Annotated in this window: 17 protein-coding genes and 1 pseudogene; 9 read left to right on the forward strand and 9 right to left on the reverse strand. The window is 73.5% G+C overall.

Translation table 11 applies throughout. From position 1 onward, the window contains the following. Positions 1 to 1481: pseudogene (locus ACFWBY_RS18365) on the forward strand (tetratricopeptide repeat protein); the annotation flags it as partial. Positions 1482 to 1907: 426 nt separating this feature from the next. Further along, on the forward strand, positions 1908 to 3083 hold the full coding sequence (locus tag ACFWBY_RS18370) for a tetratricopeptide repeat protein (protein WP_385409677.1): 1176 nt from the start codon (positions 1908 to 1910) through the stop codon (positions 3081 to 3083). Positions 3084 to 3399: 316 nt separating this feature from the next. Here ACFWBY_RS18370 and ACFWBY_RS18375 read toward each other — a convergent pair whose 3' ends face one another. From ACFWBY_RS18375 to ACFWBY_RS18390, 4 genes are all read right to left on the reverse strand, one after another. Beyond that, the gene (locus ACFWBY_RS18375) at positions 3400 to 4590 is read right to left on the reverse strand and encodes an acyl-CoA dehydrogenase family protein (protein WP_385342402.1); all 1191 of its coding nucleotides are present in this window, start codon (positions 4588 to 4590) and stop codon (positions 3400 to 3402) included. Positions 4591 to 4745: 155 nt separating this feature from the next. After that, the gene (locus ACFWBY_RS18380) at positions 4746 to 5267 is read right to left on the reverse strand and encodes a hypothetical protein (protein ID WP_385342403.1); all 522 of its coding nucleotides are present in this window, start codon (positions 5265 to 5267) and stop codon (positions 4746 to 4748) included. 25 nt (positions 5268 to 5292) lie between these two features. Next, complete coding sequence (locus tag ACFWBY_RS18385) at positions 5293 to 6129, reverse strand: ketose-bisphosphate aldolase (protein WP_385342404.1); 837 nt, start codon at positions 6127 to 6129, stop codon at positions 5293 to 5295. Further along, positions 6126 to 7028, reverse strand: coding sequence for an SIS domain-containing protein (locus ACFWBY_RS18390; RefSeq protein WP_385342406.1), 903 nt, complete (start codon positions 7026 to 7028; stop codon positions 6126 to 6128). Before ACFWBY_RS18390 ends, ACFWBY_RS18385 begins: the two co-directional genes overlap by 4 nt. Positions 7029 to 7210: 182 nt before the next feature. Here ACFWBY_RS18390 and ACFWBY_RS18395 point away from each other — a divergent pair, with 182 nt between their 5' ends. Next, positions 7211 to 7990 carry a DeoR/GlpR family DNA-binding transcription regulator gene (locus ACFWBY_RS18395; protein WP_385342408.1) on the forward strand — a complete coding sequence of 260 codons (780 nt, stop codon included), beginning with the start codon at positions 7211 to 7213 and terminating at the stop codon, positions 7988 to 7990. A gap of 25 nt (positions 7991 to 8015) precedes the next feature. On the opposite strand, the gene ACFWBY_RS18400 is transcribed toward ACFWBY_RS18395, so the two are convergent. From ACFWBY_RS18400 to tdh, 3 genes are all read right to left on the reverse strand, one after another. Then, positions 8016 to 8930: a LysR substrate-binding domain-containing protein gene (locus tag ACFWBY_RS18400; protein ID WP_385342409.1), complete on the reverse strand. Its 915-nt coding sequence runs from the start codon at positions 8928 to 8930 to the stop codon at positions 8016 to 8018. A 73-nt stretch (positions 8931 to 9003) separates the two neighbouring features. Next, positions 9004 to 10215, reverse strand: coding sequence for a glycine C-acetyltransferase (locus tag ACFWBY_RS18405; protein ID WP_385342411.1), 1212 nt, complete (start codon positions 10213 to 10215; stop codon positions 9004 to 9006). 134 nt (positions 10216 to 10349) lie between these two features. Further along, positions 10350 to 11381 carry an L-threonine 3-dehydrogenase gene (tdh, locus tag ACFWBY_RS18410; RefSeq protein ID WP_385342412.1) on the reverse strand — a complete coding sequence of 344 codons (1032 nt, stop codon included), beginning with the start codon at positions 11379 to 11381 and terminating at the stop codon, positions 10350 to 10352. A gap of 206 nt (positions 11382 to 11587) precedes the next feature. Here tdh and ACFWBY_RS18415 point away from each other — a divergent pair, with 206 nt between their 5' ends. Continuing rightward, positions 11588 to 12499 carry an alpha/beta hydrolase fold domain-containing protein gene (locus ACFWBY_RS18415; RefSeq protein ID WP_385342414.1) on the forward strand — a complete coding sequence of 304 codons (912 nt, stop codon included), beginning with the start codon at positions 11588 to 11590 and terminating at the stop codon, positions 12497 to 12499. A 131-nt stretch (positions 12500 to 12630) separates the two neighbouring features. On the opposite strand, the gene ACFWBY_RS18420 is transcribed toward ACFWBY_RS18415, so the two are convergent. Both ACFWBY_RS18420 and ACFWBY_RS18425 read right to left on the reverse strand, forming a co-directional pair. Beyond that, on the reverse strand, positions 12631 to 13332 hold the full coding sequence (locus ACFWBY_RS18420) for a class I SAM-dependent methyltransferase (RefSeq protein WP_385342415.1): 702 nt from the start codon (positions 13330 to 13332) through the stop codon (positions 12631 to 12633). Positions 13333 to 13963: 631 nt separating this feature from the next. Then, positions 13964 to 14977: a LysR family transcriptional regulator gene (locus ACFWBY_RS18425; protein ID WP_385342427.1), complete on the reverse strand. Its 1014-nt coding sequence runs from the start codon at positions 14975 to 14977 to the stop codon at positions 13964 to 13966. Positions 14978 to 15128: 151 nt separating this feature from the next. Here ACFWBY_RS18425 and ACFWBY_RS18430 point away from each other — a divergent pair, with 151 nt between their 5' ends. From ACFWBY_RS18430 to ACFWBY_RS18450, 5 genes are all read left to right on the forward strand, one after another. Next, entirely contained in the window at positions 15129 to 16598 is a 1470-nt protein-coding gene (locus ACFWBY_RS18430) for an MFS transporter (protein WP_385342417.1), read from the forward strand. Positions 16599 to 16640: 42 nt separating this feature from the next. Then, complete coding sequence (locus ACFWBY_RS18435; protein WP_385342419.1) at positions 16641 to 18878, forward strand: SpoIIE family protein phosphatase; 2238 nt, start codon at positions 16641 to 16643, stop codon at positions 18876 to 18878. A gap of 117 nt (positions 18879 to 18995) precedes the next feature. Next, complete coding sequence (locus ACFWBY_RS18440) at positions 18996 to 19946, forward strand: STM4015 family protein (protein WP_385342421.1); 951 nt, start codon at positions 18996 to 18998, stop codon at positions 19944 to 19946. A 77-nt stretch (positions 19947 to 20023) separates the two neighbouring features. Continuing rightward, complete coding sequence (locus ACFWBY_RS18445; protein WP_385342429.1) at positions 20024 to 20854, forward strand: STM4013/SEN3800 family hydrolase; 831 nt, start codon at positions 20024 to 20026, stop codon at positions 20852 to 20854. After that, the gene (locus ACFWBY_RS18450; RefSeq protein ID WP_385342423.1) at positions 20854 to 22182 is read left to right on the forward strand and encodes an STM4012 family radical SAM protein; all 1329 of its coding nucleotides are present in this window, start codon (positions 20854 to 20856) and stop codon (positions 22180 to 22182) included. Before ACFWBY_RS18445 ends, ACFWBY_RS18450 begins: the two co-directional genes overlap by 1 nt. Positions 22183 to 22195 lie beyond the last annotated feature (13 nt).

The raw sequence follows: 22195 nt of genomic DNA on the forward strand, positions 1-22195 counted from the left end.
GCCCGGAGCATCCCGACACCCTCGCGAGCCGCCACACCCATGCCCGATGGCTCGGCAAAGCCGGAGAACACGCCGAAGCCGCCCGCCTGGCAGCCAGAGTGGCTTCGGAACAAGCCCGGATCCTCGGCCCGGAGCATCCCGACACCCTCGCGAGCCGCCACACCCATGCCCGATGGCTCGGCAAAGCCGGAGAACACGCCGAAGCCGCCCGCCTGGCAGCCGGAGTGGCTTCGGACCATGCCCGGATCCTGGGGCCTGAGCACCGCCACACCCTCACGAGCCTCAGGCTGCAAGCGGACTGCCTGGGCGTGACGGGCAAATACGCCGAGGCCGCCCATCTGGCGGCGAGGGCCGCTGCGGAACAGGCTCGCGTCCTCGGCCCGGAGCATCCCGACACCCTCGCGAGCCGCCACACCCATGCCCGGTGGCTCGGCCAGGCGGGTGAGGTGGGCGAGGCTTCCCGTCTGGCTGCCAACGTTGTGGCCGACCATGCCCGGGTCCTGGGCCCCGAGCACCCCCGCACCCTCATCAGCCGCATGCTCCAGGCAGAGTGCCTGGGTGCCGCAGGCAAATACGCCGAAGCCGCACGCCTGGCGGCCGGCGCTGCTGCTGATCACGACCGGATCCTGGGTCCGGAGCACTCCGACACCCTCGCGAGCCGCCAGACGCACGCCCGGTGGTTGGGCGAGGCGGGGGGACTCGCCGAAGCCGCTCGCCTGGCGACGGAAGTCGCTGCGGACCATGCCCGGATCCTGGGTCCCGAACACCCTTGCACCCTCACCAGTCGAAACCTTCAAGCCATCTGTCTGGGGGAGGCCGGCAAACAAGCCGAAGCCGCGCGACTGGCAGCCCGCGTAGCCGCTGACTGCATTCGGGTTCTGGGCCCCGATCATCCCGACGCCCTGAGCAGCCGCATCACCCACGCGTGGTGGCTGGGCAAGGCAGGCGAAAGTGTCGAAGCCGTCCGTCTGGCAGTCGGCGTCGCCGGTGACTGCGTCCGGGTTCTGGGTCCCGAGCACCCTCGAACCCTGAGCAGCCGGCATCTCGAAGTCGCGTGCCAAGGCTTTGCCGGTGAATTTGCCGAGGCTGCCCGCCTGGCATCCGGCGTTTTGGCCGACTGCACCCGCATTCTGGGCCCTGAACACCCGGATACGCTGCTGAGCAGGAACATCGAAGCCGTGTGTCTGGCTGCTGCCGGTGACCATGCCGAGGGTGCTCGTCTGGCAGCCGGCATCGCCGCCGACCATTCCGGAGTTTTGGGGCCCGACCACCCTCGGACCTTGAGGAGCCGGAGCTTTCAGGTCATTTGCCTGAGCGCCACTGGTGATCATGTCGAGGCTGCCCGTCTGGCAGCCAGGATCGTAGCCGACCATGCCCGGGTCCTGGGCCCCGACCACCCGGACACCCTCACGAGCCGAACCCTCCAGGCCGCCTCCCTCGGTGTCACTGGTGATCATGCCGAGGCTGCCCGTCTGGCGGCCGGCGTCGCCGCAGATCAGGCCCGCGTTCTGGGTCCCGACCACCCGGATGTGCTGAAGAGCCGCTTCCTGCACGCAGACCGTCTCGACGACGCTGGTGAACATGCCGAGGCCGCTCGTCTGGCGGGCTCCCTCGCTGCCGACCACGCCCGGCTTCTGGGACCCGACCACCCCGAGACGTTGAAAAGCCGGAATCTGCACGTCGGTTGTCTGGCGAGCAGCGGGGAACACGCGGAAGCCGGTCAGCTGGCGGCCGATCTTGTCGCTGACAGTGCCCGCGCCCTGGGCCCCGACCACTCCCTCACGCTTCTGATCCGGGCCCTCCAGGCGGCCTGCGCGGGGATGAACGGTGAGTACAGCGAAGCCGCTCGCCTCTTCGCCGGGCTCATCGTGGAAACGAGCCGGATTCTCGGCCCCGACCACCCCAGTGTGCTCAGTAACCGCTTCTTGCAGGTGGAAAGCCTCAACGAGGCCGGTGATCATGCCGAGGCCATCTCTCTGGGCGCTGGGCTCGCCGCTGACAGGGCCCGAGTTCTCGGCGCAGACCACCCCGACACCGTGAAGAGCCGACGCCAGCACATTAGCTGTCTCGTAGGCGCCGACGAGTACGGCGATGCCGGTCGTCTGGCGGCCGAGCTCGCCGCCGACAGTGCCCGAGTTCTCGGCCCCGACCACCCCGATACGCTGGAAAGCCGGAACCTGCACGCTGCTTGTGCGGGTCTCGCGGGAGATCACGCCGAAGCCGCCCGGCTGTTCGCCGGGCTGGTGGTGGACCAGAGCCGGATCCTCGGCGCCGACCATCCCAGCGTGCTCGGTAGCCGCTTCATGCACGCAGACTGCCTCGACCATGCCGGTGAGCACGCCGAGGCCGCTCGTCTGGCCGCCGGCCTCGCTGCGGACCAGAACCGGATCCTCGGCCCCGACCACCCCGACACCCTGCAGAGCCGACGCCAGCACATTCGCTGTCTCGTAGGCGCCGGCGAGTACGGCGATGCCGGTCGTCTGGCGGCCGAGCTCGCCACCGACAGTGCCCGAGTACTCGGCCCCGACCACCCCGATACGCTGGCGAGCCGGAACCTGCACGCTGCCTGTGTGGGTGTCGCGGGGGATCACGCCGAAGCCGCCCGGCTGTTCGCCGATGTGGTGGTGGACCAGAGCCGGATCCTCGGCGCCGACCATCCCAGCGTGCTCGGTAGCCGCTTCATGCACGCAGACTGCCTCGACGATGCCGGTGAGCATGTCGAGGCCGCCCGTCTGGCTGCCGGCCTCGCTGCGGACCAGAACCGGATCCTCGGCGCCGATCACCCCGACACCCTGAAGAGCCGGCACCTGCACACCGGGTGTCTTGCGAGCGCCGGCGAGTACGGCGATGCCGGTCGTCGGGCGGCCGAGCTCGCCGCCGACAGTGCCCGGGTTCTCGGCCCCGACCACCCCGATACGCTGAAGAGCCGTTTCGTCCACGCCTATTCTCTCGCGGCCGAAGGCGGATTGGCCGACGCCGCCCCGCTGGCAGCAGCTCTCGCCGCAGATACCGAGCGTGCTCTGGGACCCGACCACCCCGAGACCCACATGGTCCAGCAGCTCGTGCGGCTCCTGACGCAATGACGGCATGGGTGTACGTGCCGGTGGGCGGTGGGACGGGGGGGACGCTGAGGGAGTGCATGGACATGATTGACCGTCGGTCACGAGTGCGGCTGTAGCCGCTCCGGCTCAGCCGTGCCGAAGGCAGTCGGGCAAGTCGATGAGACGGGCAACAACAGGGCGGCACCCTTCGGGGTCCGCCCTCGCGTTCGGCCTGGTCGAGGCACTGGCCTTGCGGCCGGCGAAAGGCACGCCAGGCAGCCCAGGGGCTCTTGGTGTTCCCGCCGGCCCCGGGCAGGGGCCCCGTGGTCCCGCCTCGAGGCCGACCGGCCCAACAGGTTCAGCGGCGGACGCGCGGCATGCCGAGGCCGATCCACGAGATGATCTCGCGCTGGATCTCGTTGTTGCCGCCGCCGAAGGTGAAGATGACCGCGCTGCGGTAACCGCGCTCCAGCTCTCCGTGCAGGACCGCGCCGGCGGAGCCGTCCTTGAGGGAGCCGGCCGCGCCGACCACCTCCATCAGCCAGGCGTACGCGTCCCGGCGCGCCTCGGAGCCGTAGACCTTGACGGCGGAGGCGTCCTGCGGGGTGAGCGTGCCGTCCTGGACGGCGTTGACCATCTGCCAGTTGAGCAGCTTCATCGCGTCGAGGCGGGCGTGGGTGCGGGCGAGGCGGCCGCGGACCCAGGTCAGGTCGATGACGCGGCGGCCGTCGGCGAGCTTGGTCCCGGCGGCCCAGCGCTGGACGTCGTGCAGGGCGCGGATCGCCATCGTGCCGTGGGCGGCCAGGGTGACCCGCTCGTGGTTGAGCTGGTTGGTGATCAGGCGCCAGCCCTTGTTCTCCTGGCCGACGCGGCGGTTCGCGGGGACGCGGATGTCCTCGTAGTAGCTGGCGGTGGTGTCGTGCGAGGCGAGGGTGTTGATGAGGGTGCAGGAGTAGCCGGGGTCGGCGGTCGGCACGAGGAGCATCGTGATGCCCTTGTGCGCGGGGGCGTCCGGGTCGGTGCGGACGGCGAGCCAGACCCAGTCGGCGGTGTCGCCGTTGGTGGTCCAGATCTTCTGCCCGTTGACCACGTAGGTGCCGGTCTCCTCGTCGCCCTCGCGGACGGCCTTGCACTTGAGGGCGGCGAGGTCGGTGCCGGCGTCCGGCTCGCTGTAGCCGATGGCGAAGTCGATCTCGCCGGCCAGGATCTTGGGGAGGAAGTACGCCTTCTGCTCGTCGGTGCCGAACTGCATGATGGTCGGCCCGACGGTGTTCAGCGCCATCAGCGGCAGCGGTACGACGGCCTGCGCGGCCTCGTCGAAGAAGATGAACTGGTCCATGGGCGACATCCCGCGCCCGCCGTACTCCTTCGGCCAGCCGACCCCGAGCCAGCCGTCGGCGCCGAGCCTGCGGATGGTCTCCCGGTAGAAGCGCTTCTGCTCGGCCGGGTCCTCGTACCGGGCGTAGACGTCCTCGGGGATCAGCTCGGCGAAGTAGGCGCGCAGCTCGGTGCGCAACTGCTGCTGCTCAGGCGTGTATTCGAGGTGCACGGCCCCTCCGGGTCTCTCGTGGCTCAAGGTCTCGCGGCCGACCACCGCCACCGCGGGGGCAGACTAGAACTTGTTCCAAGAATCCGGAAGGGCCGCCGGGCCTCCACCCCGATCCCCCGTGGTCCGGGCGGATCAGGGTCTCGGCCGGCCGCGGATCACGTGTAGAGGAAGACGAAGTCGAAGTAGACGAGGTCGCGTATGCCGTCGAAGGAGAACGCGCCCGACGGGACCACGTTCAGGCCTTCCTTGAGGGCGTCCTTGTCGTAGGTCTCGCTCCGCTGCCAGGTCGCTCCGGTGGGCACGTACGGCTTCAGCACGCCGGGCATGGTGGACAGGGACGTGAGCTCGAAGCTGTGGGCGGGATCGCGCAGGATGCGCTTGGCGGTGCCCGTCTTCAGTTTGGCGAGGCCGATCAGGCGGACGCGGGAGTCCGGGCTCGGCACCGTCCGGTCGCCGGAGGTCTCGTCGATGTCGTAGCCCAGCCAGTGCGCGTCGGACACGTCGCCCAGCGCCGTCCAGAAGCGGCGGTTCAGCGGCTCCAGGTCGGTGCGGACCTTCGGGCCGTCCGGCGTCTGCGGCCACAACGCGTAGCCGAGGCCGGCTCCGCCGAGGAGCAGCGGGGCCCCCAGTCCCAGAAGTAGCCGCCGTCTGCTGGTGAGGCTCCGCTGTGCGCCCATCAAGTTCCCCCCGGTACCCGCGCCGTCAGTTCAGGGCGCTGATCATAGCGGCGGCCGTCGCCGTCATCGCCTCCCGTGCGGCAGTCAGATACGGGCGGGGATCGGCGGCGGTCAGATGGGTGCGGATGGCCTCGGTCATCGCCACGTTCAGGGCGGTGCCGATGTTGACCTTGCGGATGCCGCCGGCCACGGCCGCGGCGAGCTCCGCGTCCGGCAGGCCGGAGGACCCGTGCAGGACCAGGGGCACGTCGACGGTCTTGGCGAGCCGGGCGAGCAGGGCGTGGTCCAGGGCGGCGGTCCGGCTGGTCATGGCGTGGCTGCTGCCGATCGCCACGGCCAGCGCGTCCACCCCGGAGTCGGCGACGAAGCGCCGCGCCTCGTCCGGGTCGGTACGGGCGCCCGGTGCGTGCGGGTCCAGCGGCGCGGCCCCGCCCTTCCCGCCGACCTCGCCCAGCTCGGCTTCGATCCACAGCCCGTTGACGTGCGCCCAGTCGGCGGCGGAGCGGGTGGCTTCGAGGTTCTCGGCGTAGGGGAGGTGCGCGGCGTCGTACATGACCGAGCTGAATCCGCCGTCCACGGCCTGGCGCAGCAGTTCGGAGCTCTTGACGTGGTCCAGGTGCAGGCCGACGGGCACCGTGGCGGCCTCGGCGACGGCGGCGGCCGCGCGGGCGATGGGCAGCAGCCGGCCGGCCCGGAACTTGACGGCGTTCTCGCTGAGCTGGAGGACGACGGGCAGCCCGGCCGCCTCGGCACCCGCGACGACGGCTTCGGCGTGCTCCAGCGTGATGATGTTGAACGCGGCGACGGCGCGGCCCTGGGCGGCCGCCTCCAGGACGAGCGTGCCGGCGGAGACGAGGCTCATCGGACCGCCTCCTCGCCGGTGGTCAGGATCACCGAGCGGGTCAGGTTGCGCGGCGCGTCCGGGTCGAGCCCCTGGTGGGCGGCGACGGCGATGGCCAGGCGGTGTACGCGGACCAGTTCCGCGAGGGGGTCGAGGTGTCCGGCCACCCACTGGGCGCCGGTCCCGCGGACCTGTTCGGCGAGGCCTTCGGGCGCGGCGCCGAGCGACCAGGTGGCGGTGCCGGGCGCGGAGACGCTGATGGGGCCGTGCCGGTATTCCATGGCCGGGTAGGACTCGGCCCAGGACAGGGAAGCCTCGCGCATCTTCAGCGCGGCCTCGTGGGCCAGTCCGACGCCCCAGCCGCGGCCGAGGAAGGTGAACTGCCCCCGGGTCTCGAGCTCCGCGGGGAGCGGTTCGGCGAGCGCGGTGCGCCCGTCGGCGACGACGGAGGGGCTGTGCAGGCCGACGTGGGCGCGCAGCAGGGTGAGGGCGGTGGTGGCGAACCGGGTCTGGACGACGGACCGCTCGTCGGCGAAGTCCAGTACGACGAGCTCGTCCGCCAGGGTGATGACGGGCGTGGCCGGGTCCCCGATGACGGCGGTGGTGGGGACGCCCGCGTCCCTCAGTCCGGCCAGTAGGTCGAGCACCTCGGTGGTGGTCCCGGACCTGGTCAGCGCGATGACCCGGTCGTAGCGCCGGTGGCGGGGGAACTCCGAGGCGGGGAAGGCGTCGGTCTCGCCCGCTCCGGCCTCCTCCCGCAGGACGGCGGCGGCCTGGGCCATGTAGTACGAGGTCCCGCAGCCGACGATCGCGGTACGCTCCCCCGGCCGTGGCAGCACCGCCCGCCGCTCCGGGGCCAGTTCGGCGGCCCGTTCCCAACATGCGGGCTGCGTGCCCAGCTCGTGCGCGACATGGCTCATGGCGGCTCCCCTAGCGTGGTGTGTGCACCCTGAATGCGTGTTCCTGCAAGATACTGCGGCTTTTCGCGCAACTTCAAGCATCTGAGGGATGATCTCCTGGGTTACTGTCGACACCTAGGCCAAGAGGGCGCGCCGGGGCGAACAACCGAGCGAAGATCGAAGCACTGACCGAAGGGGCGGCCATGACCCGCAAGGAACGCTGGCAGACACTGCTGGACCTGCTGGTGGAGCGGGGAGAGCTGGAGGTGGAGCCCGCGGCGGAGGCCCTCGGCGTGTCCGCCGCCACCATCCGCCGCGACCTCGACCAGCTCGCCGAACAGCAGCTGCTCGTGCGCACCCGCGGCGGAGCCGTCCTGCAGGGGGTCTCCTACGAGCTGCCCCTGCGCTACCGCACCTCGCGCCGGGCCGCCGAGAAGAGCCGGATCAGCGGGACCGTCGCGGGACTGATCGTCCCGGGAGAGGTGATCGGCCTGACCGGCGGCACCACGACCACCGAGGTGGCCCGCGCGCTGGCCGCCCGCCCCGACCTCTCCACCGGTTCCCCCGCGCTCACCGTCGTCACCAACGCCCTCAACATCGCGAGCGAACTGGTCATCAGACCGCAGTTCAAGATCGTCCTGACGGGCGGCGTCGCCAGGCCCCAGTCCTACGAGCTCACCGGCCCGCTGGCCATGGAGGTCCTCGGGCAGCTCTCCGTGGACACCGCGGTCGTCGGCGTGGACGCCTTCGACCCGGCCGACGGGGCCGCCACGCGCCACGAGGACGAGGCGGCCATGAACCGGCTGCTGTGCGAGCGCGCCCGCCGGGTGGTGATCGCGGCCGACTCCAGCAAGCTGGGCGTCCGCGCCTTCGCGCGTATCGTCGCGACCGCCGCCGTGGACGTCCTGGTGACGGACACCGGCCTCGCACCGTCGGTCGCCGAGGCCTTCGAAGCGGCGGGCGTGGAAGTCATCCGCGCCTGAGCGGCCGGCCCGCGGGGCCCGGCCCTCAGTGCGCCGGGATCCGGCCCGCCTCGCGGGCCAATGCCGCCAGGACGGGTGCGATCAGCGGGTGCGCCTCGGCTCCGCGCCGCGTGGCGGCGAAGACCCGCCGGGTCGGCGCCGAGCCGGCGACCGGGCGCACCTGGACCTCTTTGAGGTCCGTGCCGCGCAGCGCCGAGCGCGGTACGAGGGCTACTCCGGCGCCCGCGCCGACCAGTGCGACCACGGCCCGGAAGTCGTCGGAGGAGTGCACCAACCGGGGCTGGAAGCCCGCCAGTTCACAGGCCAGTTGTGTCACGTCGTGGCAGGGGTTGCCGGGGTACTGGCCCACCCAGTCCGCGTCGCAGAGGTCGGCCAGGGACACCTCGGGCGGATCGGCGAGCGGGTGTCCGGCGGGGAGGACCGCGTCGAAGGGCTCCGCGTAGAGCGGGAGCACGGACAGCCGGCCGTCACCGGCGCCCGGGGCACCCCGGTACTCGACGGCCAGCGCGAGGTCCGCCTCGCCGTCGAGCAGCAGCGGCAGGCTCTGGTCGCCCTCGGCGTCGCGCACGCGCAGCCGGATCCCGGGGTGGTCGAGGGCCAGCCGGGCGATGGCCGGGGCCAGCACTTCGGCGATGCCGGTGGCGAAGGCGGCGACGGTTACCTCGCCCGCCGAGCCGCCCGCGTAGGCGGCGAGTTCGGCCTCGGCGCGCTCCAGCTGGGCCAGCACCTCGTGGGCGTGCCCGAGCAGGATCTCACCGGCCGCGGTGAGCCGTACGCCCCGGCCGCTGCGGGTCAGCAGCGCGTGCCCCGTCTCCTGCTCCAGCGCCGCGAGCTGCTGGGAGACGGCGGAAGGGGTCAGGTACAGGGCTGCGGCCGCGGCGGTCACCGTACGGTGGTCCGCCACGGCCCGCAGGATGCGCAGCCGGCGGGGGTCGATCACCCCACCATTCTCGCAGGCCGCAGGGGACGGCCGCCCCGGCGTCCGCCGCCCCGGCCGGGGCCGGGGGCCGGGGTCAGGACCCGGCGCCCGTCAGGGCCGCCAGCGCCGAGCGGGCGTCGATGAACGCCGCCACCGCGCGCTCCACATCGGCCGTGGAGTGGGCGGCCGAGAGCTGGACGCGGATGCGCGCCGCGCCCATCGGGACGACCGGGTACGAGAAGCCGATCACGTACACGCCTCGCTCGAGCAGGAGCTCGGCCATCTTGGCGGCCTCCGCCGCGTCGCCGATCATCACCGGGGCGATGGCGTGGTCGCCGGGCAGGATCTCGAAGCCGGCCTCGGTCATCTTCGTACGGAAGAGCGCGGTGTTCGCGGCCAGGTGCTCGCGCAGGTCGCCCGCCGACTCCAGCAGGTCGAGGACCTTCAGCGAGGCGGCCGCGATGACCGGGGCGAGGGAGTTGGAGAAGAGGTACGGGCGCGAGCGCTGGCGCAGCAGCTCGACGATCTCGGTGCGCGCGGCGACGTAGCCGCCGGAGGCTCCGCCGAGCGCCTTGCCGAGGGTGCCGGTGATGATGTCGACCCGGTCCATGACCCCGTGCAGTTCCGGGGTGCCGCGGCCGCCGGGGCCGACGAAGCCGACGGCGTGCGAGTCGTCGACCATCACCATGGCGTCGTAGCGCTCCGCGAGGTCGCAGATCTCGGCCAGCGGGGCGACGTAGCCGTCCATGGAGAACACGCCGTCGGTGACGATGAGCCGGCGGCGGGCGTCCTGCGACTCCTTGAGCCGCATCTCCAGCTCGGCCAGGTCGCGGTTGGCGTACCGCAGGCGGCGGGCCTTGGAGAGGCGGATGCCGTCGATGATCGAGGCGTGGTTGAGGGCGTCGGAGATGACCGCGTCCTCCGGGCCGAGCAGAGTCTCGAAGACTCCGCCGTTGGCGTCGAAGCAGGAGGAGTAGAGGATCGTGTCCTCCTGGCCGAGGAAGGAGGAGAGCCGCGCCTCCAGCTCCTTGTGCACCTCCTGCGTACCGCAGATGAAGCGGACGGAGGCCATGCCGTAGCCCCAGCGGTCCAGGGCCTCCTTGGCTGCCGTGACGACCTCGGGGTGGTCGGCGAGGCCGAGGTAGTTGTTGGCGCAGAAGTTGAGGACCTCACCGGCCGCGCCGCCCGAGGTCACGGCGACGGCCGCGTTCTGCGGGGTGCCGATGACGCGCTCGGGCTTGTGCAGCCCCGCGGCACGGATCTCGTCGAGGGTGGTGCGGAGGTCCGCGCGGACGGTCTCGAACATGCGGTGCTCTCTTTCTCCTGGTGCGGCGGAAGGAGGGGGGCCGGACCCCGCGGAGGGGGAGGGTGGGCGGGGCCCGGCCGGAGGGAAATGGCGTGTGGGACGTACGGACGGGCGGGAGCGGCGGGAGGCGCCGGCTACGCCTGCGTCCAGTCCAGGATGATCTTGCCGCTGCGGGCGGTGGCCGCCTCGTCGAACGCGGCCTCGAAGTCCCCGAAGGCGTACCGGCCGGTGATGACGGGGCTGAGGTCGAGCCCGCCCTCCAGCAGCACGGTCATCGCGTACCAGGTCTCGAACATCTCGCGACCGTAGATGCCCTTGATCGTGATCATCGAGGTGACGACCTTGGCCCAGTCGACCGCGAAGTCCTGCGCCGGCAGGCCCAGCATGGCGATCCGGCCACCGTGCGTCATGTTGTCGATCATGTCGCGCATCGCCTCGCCGCGGCCGGACATCTCCAGGCCGATGTCGAAGCCCTCGCGCAGGCCGAGCTGCGCCTGGGCGTCGGAGATCGTCGCCTTCGAGACGTCGAGCGCGAGCGTGGCGCCCGCCTTGCGGGCGATCTCCAGGCGCTCGGGGCTGACGTCGGTGATGACGACGTTGCGAGCGCCCGCGTGCCGGGCCACGGCCGCCGCCATGATCCCGATCGGGCCCGCGCCGGTGATCAGTACGTCCTCGCCGACCAGCGGGAAGGACAGCGCGGTGTGCACGGCGTTGCCGAACGGGTCGAAGATCGCCGCGACGTCCAGGTCGACCTTGGTCCGGTGGACCCACACGTTCTGCGCGGGCAGCACCACGTACTCGGCGAACGCCCCGTCGCGCCCCACCCCGAGCCCGACCGTGCTGCGGCACAGGTGGCGGCGCCCGGCCAGGCAGTTGCGGCACTTCCCGCACACCAGGTGGCCCTCGCCGCTGACCAGTGCGCCGATCTCGATGTCGGACACGTCCGCGCCGAGCGCCGCCACCTCGCCGACGAACTCGTGGCCGAGCACGAGCGGGGTCTTGACGGCGCCCTGCGCCCAGCCGTCCCAGGAGCGGATGTGCAGGTCCGTCCCGCAGATTCCGGTGCGCAGCACCTTGATCAGCACGTCGCCGGGGCCGTACTCGGGCTCGGGAACGTCCATGAGCCACAGCCCGGGCTCGGCCTTGTGCTTGACGAGTGCCTTCATGGGGTGGCTCCAGGCATGCGGAAGGAAGCGCTACGGGGCGTGCGGGCCGGGCAGCGTGCGGACGTCACCAATCTGCCGACCCGCGAGGTGATCAGTCCATCGAGGATTTCTTAAGCGGGTCCACAGGCCAGCTTCACGCCTATGCTCCTGGGGTGTCGGGCAGGGACCGGGGAGTGGTCCGGGGCGGGAACGGGGAGGTGAGGGGCGTGCCGAGTCTGCGCAGCAGGGCGCTTTCGGTCGCGCTGATCGCGGCGGGACGGCGAAGACGGTTCGGGAGCGCCGAGGCGGTCCGTACCCGAGTGGCCGAGTCGGCCCGGCGGCCGGCGTCCCATCTGCCGCCGCGCTCGCTGCGACGGATCGCGGAGGTCTCGCGGACCTTCGTCGGGGCCTGGCCCGTGTACGACGTCTCGCCGGTCGGGGCCGAGCCGGACGCCCAGGTGCTCTACGTCCACGGCGGCGGGTACATCAACGAGCTGGTCCGGCCGCACTGGTCGTTGATCCGGACGATGGTCACGCGGGCGCGCGCCCGGGTCGTCGTCCCGGCGTACGTACTGGCCCCGCGCGGGACCGCCGACCGGACCGTCCCCGCCGCCGCCGACCTCCTCAGCGGACTGATCGCGGGCGGCGGCGCGGGCGGCACGGTACTCGTCGGGGACTGCGCCGGCGCCGGGCTGGCACTGGCGGCGGCCCAGCGGCTGCGCGACGGCAGCGGGGCGCAGCCGTCCCGGATCGTGCTGATATCGCCCTGGCTGGACGCCTCCGTGAGCCACCCCGACCAGGCGGCCATCGAGGCGGGGGACCCTTTGCTGGCACGCCCCGGACTGCGGGAGGCCGGGAGGCTGTACGCGGGCAACCTGGCGGCCGACGATCCCCTCGTGAGCCCCCTGTACGGGTCGTTCGCGGGGCTGGCACCCCTGACGGTGTTCACGGGCACCCGGGACCTCCTGACGACCGACAGCCGCGAACTGCTGCGCCGGGCCCGGGAGGCCGGCGTCGAGGTGGAGTTCCACGAGGAGCCGGGGCTGCCGCACGCGTACCCGCTGCTCCCCGTCCCGGAGGGCAGGGCGGCCCGCGACCGGATCGTGGAGCTGATCCGCATCGCGGCGGCGGAGGCCTGAGCCTCGGCGCGGCGGGCACCGGCGGCCGCGGGGGCAAGCGGCGGCGCGGCGACCGGTCCGGCGTACCCGGTGCTCGTTGCCCCGGCCGGCGACAGCGGCGGCGTCGTCGTCCTCGCGGCGTGGCGGGGCCGTCAGGCCACGCAGTTCATCAGGGAGCCCACCGGGGCCGTGCGGTAGCGGGCCCAGTACGTCTCGTCCCGGGTCGCGCACGCCGGCGGGGTACGGGTGGGCTGCCAGGAGACGGTCGTGAAGCCGGCGTCGGCCGCGGCCTCCGCGAAGTCGGCGTGCGCCCATTCCCGGCATTCGAAGGGGACCGGCGGATCGGTCTCCAGCCGGGCCCGCAGCAGTGGGGCGTCACCGCCCGGAGTCCGCTCGACGACGCTGATCCCGTACGGCGACCAGTCCGCGTAGGGGAAGGCGCCCGGGTTCGGCACGATGGCCAGGAGCCGTCCGCCGGGGCGCAGACCCGCGCGCACGGCCCGGAACATGGCGTGCAGGGCGGTCCGGTCGTGGGCCTGGTTGAACAGGTACACGGCGGTGGCCAGGTCGAAGGGGCCCAGCTCCGCGATGTCCTCCGCCTCGGCGACGACGTACTCGACGTCTCCACCGCCCTGTTTGGCCCGTCGGATGCGTTCGGGGCAGTTGTCGACGCCCACCGTCCGGCGGGCTCCGCCGCTGGCCAGCAGCCGCGTGGTGCTGCCGTGGCCGCAGGCCGCGTCGAGGGTGTCGAGTCCGCGGACCCCTCCGAGGGCGTCCAGCGCGGTGCGCAGGGTGAAGGCGTCGGCGACCGAGAAGGCCGGCGGGGGCGTTGACGTGTCGTACTGCTGTCGCATGTTCGCAAGCCTGCCCGGACGGCGGCACCCCGGAGCGGTCCCGGGCCCGGACCTCCCCCGGACGGGCGAGGCGTTCGGCTCAGCGCGGCGCCGGGGCCGGGGCCGGGGCCGTACGAGGCTCAGCCACCGGTCGGAGCCACGGGCAGGCGGGACACGGCGCCGCCGGGGCGGGTAGCTGCCGGCGCGGGAACGCGGGGCGAAGACGCGCGGCAGCGCGGGGGCGGCAGCGCGGGAACGCGCGGCAGTGCGGCGCGCCGACACGGGCCCGGCGGTGTCCGCGTCGGCGCCGTCGGCCTCGGGCGGTGCGGCCGGGCGGGCCGCACCGCGGGACCGCTCGGTCTGCGTCGGCGGAGACCGGCGCTCCTCCCCTGTGGGGCAGCCTTGGCGTCCGGCCACCGTGCGGGTTACGGGGGGGGCGCCCGGGCTGCCGCGTCGGTCGCCCGGTCTCCGCCGATCTGCCCAGACCGGGCGCGGGCCGTGCGGTGTGTGCGGGTGGCGCAGGGCCCTGCGGCGCGGGCACAGGCAGTGCTGGCGGCCCGGGACGGTGCGACGGACCCGGTCGCATGGGCGCGCCGGCACACACGGCACAGGCGCATGCTGCGCAGGGGCGGGCTCGGTGGAGCCGATCGCATCAGCCCGCCGGCGCAGGCGGTGCAGGCGGTGCAGGCAGCGCAGACAGCACGGGCGGCCCGGGCGCAGACGACGCCGACGGCCCGGGCGACGGGCGTGGCGGGGCCGGTCGCATCAGCGCGCGGGCGCAGTCGCGCAGCCAGGCGTGGCCGGGGTCGGCGTCGTGGCGCGGGTGCCAGGCCATGCCGAGGGGCAACGGGGGGAGATCGAGGGGGATTTCGAAGACCTCCAGTCCCAGCATGGTTGCGAGCGGCTCCGCCTGACCGGTGATCAGCCCGACCAGGTCGGATTCACGGAGGACGAAGAGGGAAGCGGGGAAGGTGCCGACACTGCCCACCACCCGCCGCGTGAGCCCCTGTTGGGCGAGCGCGGCGTCCACGGGGCCTTCCAGGCGGCCGCGCCGGGAGACGATCAAATGCTGGGCGGCGGCGAACCGTGGAGCGGTGACCGGCCCCCGCAGCAACGGATGTCCGGCGCGCGCGACGCCCAGCATGCGCTCGTCGCCGAGGTGCTCGGTCCGCACTTCCGGGGAGCGGGTGTCGATCATGCCGAGCTCCAGGTCGGCGACGCCCTCGCGCAGGGCCGGTACGTCGATGTGGCTCTCGGCCAGGAAGCGCAGCCGGACTCCGGGCGCCTCCCGGGTGACCCGGCCGAGGAGCGCCGCGCCGAAGACGGCGGTGAAGGATTCGTTGGCCAGCACGGTGAACGTACGCGTCAAGGTCGCCAGGTCCACCCGGCCACCGGCCAGGAAGATCGCGCGGGCCCGCTCCACGACGGCCCGGACCTCCCCCTGGACGGCGAGTGCGTGCGGAGTGGGGACCATGGCGCGGCCGGCCCGGACCAGGACGGGGTCGCCGAGGGCCTTGCGGATCCGGCCGAGGGTGCGGCTCATGGCGGGCTCGGACAGGTGCAGCCGGGCCGCCGCCCGGGACACGCTCGACTCCTCCAGGAGGACGTCCAGGGCGACCAGGAGGTTCAGATCGAGGCCGGAGGCGCTGGATTGCGTCAAGTGCAGGGATCCCTTGCATAACTTGCACTGGAAAGCAGGTCACGCCAAGCCTACGGTGAACACGGGATCAGGGCCGCGGCCGCGAGCCCGCCCGGCCGGCTCGGCCGCACCCTCCCGTCCCCTCCCCCATCACGCCCACCGACTCCGAGGAGGAGCCGTGCTCCGCCATGCCCTCAAGCGGGAACCGACCGCGAACCCCGCTCCCGGCCCCACCCCCGGCCCGGCCCCCGCGCTCAGCCGTACCGCGCTGCTGGTCCTGTGCGCCTGCGTCCTGGTCGCCCAGGCCATGGTCGCCGCCGTGAACCTGCTGATCCCGCAGCTCGCCGCCTCCACCTTGAAGCCCACCCCCGAACAGCTGCTGTGGACCGTCGACGCCTACGTCATCGTCTTCGCCGCGCTGCTGATCCCGGCCGGAGCCCTCGGCGACCGGTACGGCCGCAAGGGCGCCCTCCTGGCCGGGCTGGCCCTCTTCGCCGCGGGCGGCGCGGTCAGCGCGCTCGCCTCCGGACCGGCCGTCCTGGTCGCCGGGCGCGGGGTGTGCGGAGCCGGGGCGGCCCTGATCATGCCCGCCACGATGTCGGTCCTGGTCCACCTGTCCCCGCCCGAGCGGCGCGGGCGGGCACTGGCCACCTGGACGCTGGCCGCGGGCCTCGGGGGCCTGGCGGGCAACGTCGGCGGCGGCCTCGCCGGGGAGTTCCTGACCTGGCGGGCCCTGTTCTGGGCGGTCGTCCCGCTCGGCGCGCTGCTCGCGCTCGCCGTCGCCCGCACGGTGCCCCGTACCCCGGCCCGGGCCGACGCGGCCGTCGATCCGGTGGGGGCGGCCCTGCTCGCGGGGGCGCTCTTCGCGGTGGTCTACGCGATCATCGAGGGGCCTTCGTACGGCTGGGGCTCGGTGCGCGTACTCGGCGCCTTCGCCGCGGGCGCGGCGCTGCTCGCCGCCTTCACCGGTCACGCGCTGCGCGCCGCCCGCCCGCTGCTGGACCCCCGGATCTTCGCCTCGCGGGGGCTGCGCGCCGGAACGCTGGGCATCGGCGCCGCGTTCTTCGGACTGTTCGCGCTGTTCTTCGTCAACGCCCAGTACCTCCAGTACGCCAAGGGCTTCTCCCCCGCCCGGACGGGCCTCGCGATCGTCCCGCTGACCATCGGCATGGCCCTGGTGCCCAGGCTCGGCGCGCGGCTCCAGGAGCGGACGGGGCCCCGGCTGCCCGTGGGGGCCGGACTCGCCCTGATCGGCGGCGGCCTGCTGCTGGTCTCCACCGCCGACGCGGGCACCCCGTACGCCCTGTACGCCCTCTACTTGCTGGTGATGTCGGTCGGCACCGGGCTGTGCGCGCCCGCGCTGACGCTGACCGTGGTGGCCGAGCTGCCCGCGCACCAGGCGGGACTGGGCTCCGGCCTGAACACCGCGGCCCGCGAGATCGGTGCGGCCCTGGGGGTCGCGGTGGTCGGAACGGTGCTGGCCTCCCGCTTCCACGGCGTGCCGCACGACGCCGCCCAGGTCACGGCCTTCACGGACGCCATGGGGGCGGGACTGCGCACGGCGGCCGCGGTGCTCCTGCTGGCGGCGGTCGCCGTGGTGGCGGGCTACCGGGACCGCGCCCCGGCCGGAGCGGGGCCGTCGGCCTGACCTGTGAGGGCGAAGCGGCCCTCCCGGGCGCATCCTGGAGGGATGACGGCGAGACCGGACAGCGGCGGCCCCTTCTCCGACGCCACGGCCCGGGTGCTCGCGCGGGCCGCTCTCGATGCCGCGGGGGCCGTCGGCGGGTACGCGGGCGGGGTCTACCTGCGCTCCGGTACGGAGGGCCTGCTGCGGATGGCCGCCCTGACGGGGATTCCGGGGCCGCTGTTCCGCGCCTGGTGGCGGATGCACGTGAACCGCCCGTACCCCGTCTCCGAGGCGTACCGCGCCGGGCAGCCGGTGTACCTGCCCGACACGGAATCGTCGATGCGGCGCTTTCCCCAGCTGATGGCCGGGCTGCCGTTCCCCTTCGGCTCGCTGTACGAGCCGGTGACCCTCGGGTCCGAGCGCTACGGCGTGCTGGTGGTCCTGCGCCCGGCGACCCCCGGGGTCCCGGTCGGGCCCGGCGACCGCGAGCGACTGCGCGCGGTGGCGCACCGGCTGGCCGGGGAGCTGTCCGCGCTCGCCGCGCGCGGGGCCCCGGTGATGTGGGAGGGCGACCCGGTGTGCGTGCCCGGCCCCGGACCCGCGGACGACCCGGCGGGCACCCCGGCGGACGGATCGCCGAGCAGCGCCCGCACTGCGGTGGACCGGCTGGACCACGCGGTCCTGTCCGTCGACCGGCGGGGCGTCATCGTGTTCGCCAACTCCGCCGCCCGCTCGGGCGCCGAGACCCTGCTCGGCGCCGAAGGGGGCGAACTGGTCGGGCGGCCGCTGTGGGAGGCGCTGCCCTGGCTTCGCCAGCCCGCCTACGACGACCATTTCCGGGCCGCGTACCTGTCCCCCGCGCCCGTCCACTTCCAGGCCCCCCGCCGCAGCGGCCTGCCGACCCCGCAGTGGCTGGCGGTGGGCCTGCACCCCGGGCCGGACGGCGTCACCGTCACCCTCGCCGGGACCGACGCACCCGCGTACGCCCCCGTGTCGATGGGGCGGCCCGGCGGGGGGATCGGTTCGGCCCGCCTCGACGCACCCGGCTTGGGCTCGCCCGCCGACCGGGCTTCGGTCCTGTACCGCCCGGTGGCCCTCGCGATCGCGCTGACCGAGGCCGTGACGGCCCGACAGGTGTCGGCGGTGGTCACGGAGGAACTGCTGCCGGCCTTCGGCGGGCGCCAGTTGGCGATCTACCTGCTCGGCGAGGGGCATCTGCACCTGGCCTGGGAGACGGGCTTCCCCAGGGGCTTCCTCAGCCGCTTCGACGGGGTCGCGCTGGACGTCCGGCTGCCGGGGGTGGAGACCCTCACCTCGGGCCGGCCGCTGTTCTTCGAGTCGATGCAGCACCTGGCCTCCGCCTACCCGGGCATCCCGCTGGACGCCGATGTCGGGGCCCGCGCGTTCCTCCCGCTGATCGCTTCGGGCAGGCCGGTCGGCTCGTGCATCCTCGGGTTCGACGCGCCCCGCGGGTTCAGCCCGGAGGAGCGTACGGTGCTCACGGCGCTGGCCGGACTGATCGCGCAGGCCCTGGAGCGGGCGCGGCGCTACGACAGCGAGGCCGCGCTGGCCCGCGGGCTCCAGGCGGCTTTGCTGCCGCACCGGCTGCCGGTGCACGAGCACGTGGTGACGGTGGGTCGGTACCTTCCCGGCACCGCCGGGATGGACGTCGGCGGCGACTGGTACGACGTCATCGAGGCGGGCGGCGGACGCCTCGCGCTGGTCATCGGCGACGTACAGGGCCACGGGGTGGCGGCCGCCGCCACGATGGGCCAACTACGCAGCGCCGTACGGGCCTTCGCGCTCAGCGGCAACACTCCGGAGCAGGTGGTGCGCGGCACGAACCAGCTGCTCATCGACCTCGACCCCGGTCAGTTCGCCAGCTGCTGCTACGTACTGCTCGACCCGGCGACGGGCCTCGTCCTCGCCGTCCGGGCCGGTCATCCCCAGCCGCTGCTGAGGCATCCGGACGGCCGGACCGAGGTGCTGGACCTGCCGGGCGGGGTGGTGCTCGGCATCGACGCCGAAGCCGAATATCCGGTGACGCGGTTGTGGATCGAGCCCGGGGCGGTGCTCGCCCTCTACACCGACGGACTGGTGGAGATCCCGGGCACGGACATCGACACGGGGGTGGAGCGGTTGCGGGCCGCGCTGGCGGCCGCCGGTCCCGTCCCGCTGACGGAGACCGCGGACCGGCTGATCGGCGAGGCGGGCAACTCCGCCGACCGGCCGGACGACATCGCCCTGCTCCTGGCGTCCCCCGGCCCGCGTCCTCCCGCAGACGGCGGCCGAGACGGGTGACCGTGGTCGACGGCCGGTGACCGGGCGCCGGCGCTGTCGGTGGCGGTTGGTAGAACTGGTGTCGCACGAGCCACACGGCAGGGATCACCGCCCGCCACACCGTCAGGAGCAGCGCACATGACCATCGGGGACCACCTGAGCGAGCTGGGAGGCCTGCCGGCCTTCGACTTCCCGGGGCCGAAGGACGTCCGCGCGCTCCCCGAGGCCGGGGCCGTGGCCTGGCGGATCTCGGCGGACGTGTACGACGCCGATGAGCAGTGGACGCAGGCCTTCGCACGGTTCGTTCATTCCGTGGACACCCGGCAGGTGCGGTCGCTGATCGTGGGCGGCTGGTCCGAGGCCTACGACAGCCCCAACGCGGACATCGTCGTGGCGCTCGTCGAGGCCGCCGAGCGGTTCCCCGCGCTGCGGGCACTGTTCGTCGGCGATGCCACGTACGAGGAGTGCGAGATCTCCTGGATCCAGCAGTCGGACGTGAGCCCGCTGCTCCGGGCGTATCCCGCGCTGGAGGAATTCGGGGTGCGCGGCGGCGAGGGCCTGGTCTTCCCGCCCGTGGAGCACGGTGCGCTGCGGGTGCTGCGCATCGAGACCGGCGGGCTCCCCAGGGAGGTCGTGCGCGGGGTCGCGCAGAGCGATTTCCCCGCCCTCACCGAGCTCGACCTGTGGCTGGGAACGCCCGACTACGGCGGGGACGCGGAAGTCACCGACCTCGAACCGTTCCTGAGCGGCGAGCGGCTGCCGGCCCTGCGCCGGCTCGCGCTGCGCAACAGCGAGATCCAGAACGCCGTCGCGGCGGCGCTCGCCAGCGCTCCGGTGGTGGAGCGGCTGGAGGTCCTGGACCTCTCCATGGGCGTCCTGGACGACGAGGGCGCCGCGGCCCTGCTGGCCGGCCGCCCGCTCACCCACCTCACCAAGCTCGACCTCCACCACCACTACGTCACCGAGCCGTTGCGGATGCGGATCCTGGATGCGCTGTCCCCGCACGGTGTGGAGGTGGACCTCGGTGACCCCCAGGCCCCGTCCGTCCACGGCGGCGACGTGCACCGCTACATCGCGGTGGCGGAGTGACGCCTACGGTGCGGCCGTCCCCGCCCGCGCGCGACGGCGCCGGATCCCCCGACACGAACCCCGAGACGAACCCCGACATGAACGAGGTCGTCGGCCGCGACGACCTGCTGCTCGTCACCCTCGACACGCTGCGCCACGACGTCGCCGCACGGCTGGCCGCCGAAGGCCGGATCCCGCACCTCGCGGCGCACCTGCCCGGCGGGGCCTGGGAGCGGCGGCACGCCCCGGGCAGCTTCACCTACGCGTCCCACCAGGCGATGTTCGCGGGGTTCCTGCCCACGCCCGAAGGGCCCGGCCCGCACCCGCGGCTGTTCGCGGCCCGGTTCCCGGGCAGCGAGACGACCGCCGGGCGCACGTGGGTGTTCGACACCCCGGACCTGGTGTCCGGGCTGGCCGGAGCCGGCTACCGGACCGTGTGCGTGGGAGGCGTCGGATTCTTCAACAAGGCTGCCGCGCTGGGCTCCGTACTGCCCGGGATGTTCCAGGAGAGCCACTGGGAGCCGGAGTTCGGGGTGGCGTCGCCGACGTCCTTCGAGGCGCAGGTGGCGTGCGCGGAGCGTGTCGTGGCCGGACTGCCGCACGACCGGCGGCTGTTCCTCTTCCTCAACGTCTCCGCGATGCACCAGCCCAACTGGTTCCACTCCCCCGGGGCGACGGCGGACGACGGGGACTCCTGGGAGACGCACGCGGCCGCGCTGGAGTACGTGGACCGGCACATCGGCCGGCTCTTCGACGTCATGCGATCACGGCGCCGCTGCTTCGCGATCGTCTGCTCCGACCACGGGACGACCTACGGGGACGACGGGTACACCGGGCACCGGCTCGCCCACGAGGCGGTCTGGACGGTCCCGTACGCGCAGTTCCCCCTGGACCACGAGGGGCCGAACCACGAGGAGCAGACCGGCTGATGGAATCCACCACCCCGTACGAGAGTTACGTGTACGCCTACCCGCACAAGACGGCGTACCGGCCGCTGCCCGACCGGCCGGCGCTGCGCGATCTGTGGGCGGACCAGCCCAAGGACGCCCTGTCGCTCTACCTCCACATCCCCTTCTGCGAGGTGCGCTGCGGATTCTGCAACCTCTTCACCCGGATCGGCGCGCCGGAGGGGCTGACCACGGCCTATCTCGACGCCCTGGAACGGCAGGCGACGGCGGTCCGCGAGGCGCTGGGCGACGAGGAGCCCGTGCGGTTCGCGTCGGCCGCCTTCGGCGGCGGGACGCCGACCTTCCTGACGGCCTCGGAGCTGGAGCGGCTCTGCGACATCGCGGAGAAGCGCGCGGGCGCCGATCTGCGGGCGGTCCCGCTGTCGGTTGAGGCCTCGCCGTCCACCGTCACGGCGGACCGGCTCGCGGTCCTCGCCGACCGGGGCACGACCCGACTGAGCCTGGGCGTGCAGAGCTTCGTCGCCGCGGAGGCCCGTTCGGCGGCCCGGCCGCAGAAGCGCGCGACGGTGGAGGCGGCGCTGTCGCTGATCCGGGACGCGGCGATACCGGTGCTCAACATCGACTTGATCTACGGCATCGACGGCCAGACCGAGGAGAGCTGGCGCCACTCGCTGGACGCGGCCCTCGCGTGGCGGCCGGAGGAGCTCTACCTCTACCCGCTGTACGTGCGCCCCCTGACGGGCCTGGGGCGCCGGCCGGGCGAGTCCTCGGCCGCAGGGTGGGACGAGCAGCGGCTGCGGCTCTACCGGGCCGGGCGCGACCACCTGCTGGCCACCGGGTACGAGCAGGTGTCGATGCGGATGTTCCGCCGGGCGGACGCTCCGGCGGAGGGCGCCGACGACCACGCCTGCCAGACGGACGGCATGATCGGCCTGGGCTGCGGGGCCCGCTCCTACACGGCCGACCTGCACTACTCCTTCGACTACGCCGTCGGCATGGGCGAGATCCGCGGCATCATCGACGCGTACGTCCGGCGCCCGGAGGCGGACTTCGCGCGGGCCGACCACGGCCGGTGGATCGACGCCGGGGAGGCCCGCCGGCGCCACCTGCTGCAGTCCCTGCTGCAGGCGCCGGGCATGCCGGTGACCGAGTACCGGGAGCGGTTCGGGAGCCACCCCCGGGAGGACTTCCCGGTCGAGCTGGCGGCCTTCGGGGAGCGCGGCTGGCTCGTGGACGACGCGGAGCTGCTGCGGCTGACCCCGGAGGGACTGGCGCACTCCGACGCGGCCGGCCCCGCGCTGTTCTCGGCCGACGTGCGGGCCGCGATGGCCGCTTACGAGCGCAAGTGACGGGCGCCCAGGG

This window comes from Streptomyces sp. NPDC060049, assembly GCF_042736715.1.
Taxonomy (GTDB): domain Bacteria; phylum Actinomycetota; class Actinomycetes; order Streptomycetales; family Streptomycetaceae; genus Streptomyces.

Coding starts and splice junctions, on each gene's coding strand:
- ACFWBY_RS18380 (WP_385342403.1), bottom strand. CDS start 5,267: ATGGGCGCACAGCGGAGCCTCACCAGCAGACGGCGGCTACTTCTGGGA.
- ACFWBY_RS18395 (WP_385342408.1), top strand. CDS start 7,211: ATGACCCGCAAGGAACGCTGGCAGACACTGCTGGACCTGCTGGTGGAG.
- ACFWBY_RS18420 (WP_385342415.1), bottom strand. CDS start 13,332: ATGCGACAGCAGTACGACACGTCAACGCCCCCGCCGGCCTTCTCGGTC.
- ACFWBY_RS18445 (WP_385342429.1), top strand. CDS start 20,024: ATGAACGAGGTCGTCGGCCGCGACGACCTGCTGCTCGTCACCCTCGAC.
- ACFWBY_RS18440 (WP_385342421.1), top strand. CDS start 18,996: ATGACCATCGGGGACCACCTGAGCGAGCTGGGAGGCCTGCCGGCCTTC.
- ACFWBY_RS18405 (WP_385342411.1), bottom strand. CDS start 10,215: ATGTTCGAGACCGTCCGCGCGGACCTCCGCACCACCCTCGACGAGATC.
- ACFWBY_RS18390 (WP_385342406.1), bottom strand. CDS start 7,028: ATGAGCCATGTCGCGCACGAGCTGGGCACGCAGCCCGCATGTTGGGAA.
- tdh (WP_385342412.1), bottom strand. CDS start 11,381: ATGAAGGCACTCGTCAAGCACAAGGCCGAGCCCGGGCTGTGGCTCATG.
- ACFWBY_RS18435 (WP_385342419.1), top strand. CDS start 16,641: ATGACGGCGAGACCGGACAGCGGCGGCCCCTTCTCCGACGCCACGGCC.
- ACFWBY_RS18450 (WP_385342423.1), top strand. CDS start 20,854: ATGGAATCCACCACCCCGTACGAGAGTTACGTGTACGCCTACCCGCAC.
- ACFWBY_RS18385 (WP_385342404.1), bottom strand. CDS start 6,129: ATGAGCCTCGTCTCCGCCGGCACGCTCGTCCTGGAGGCGGCCGCCCAG.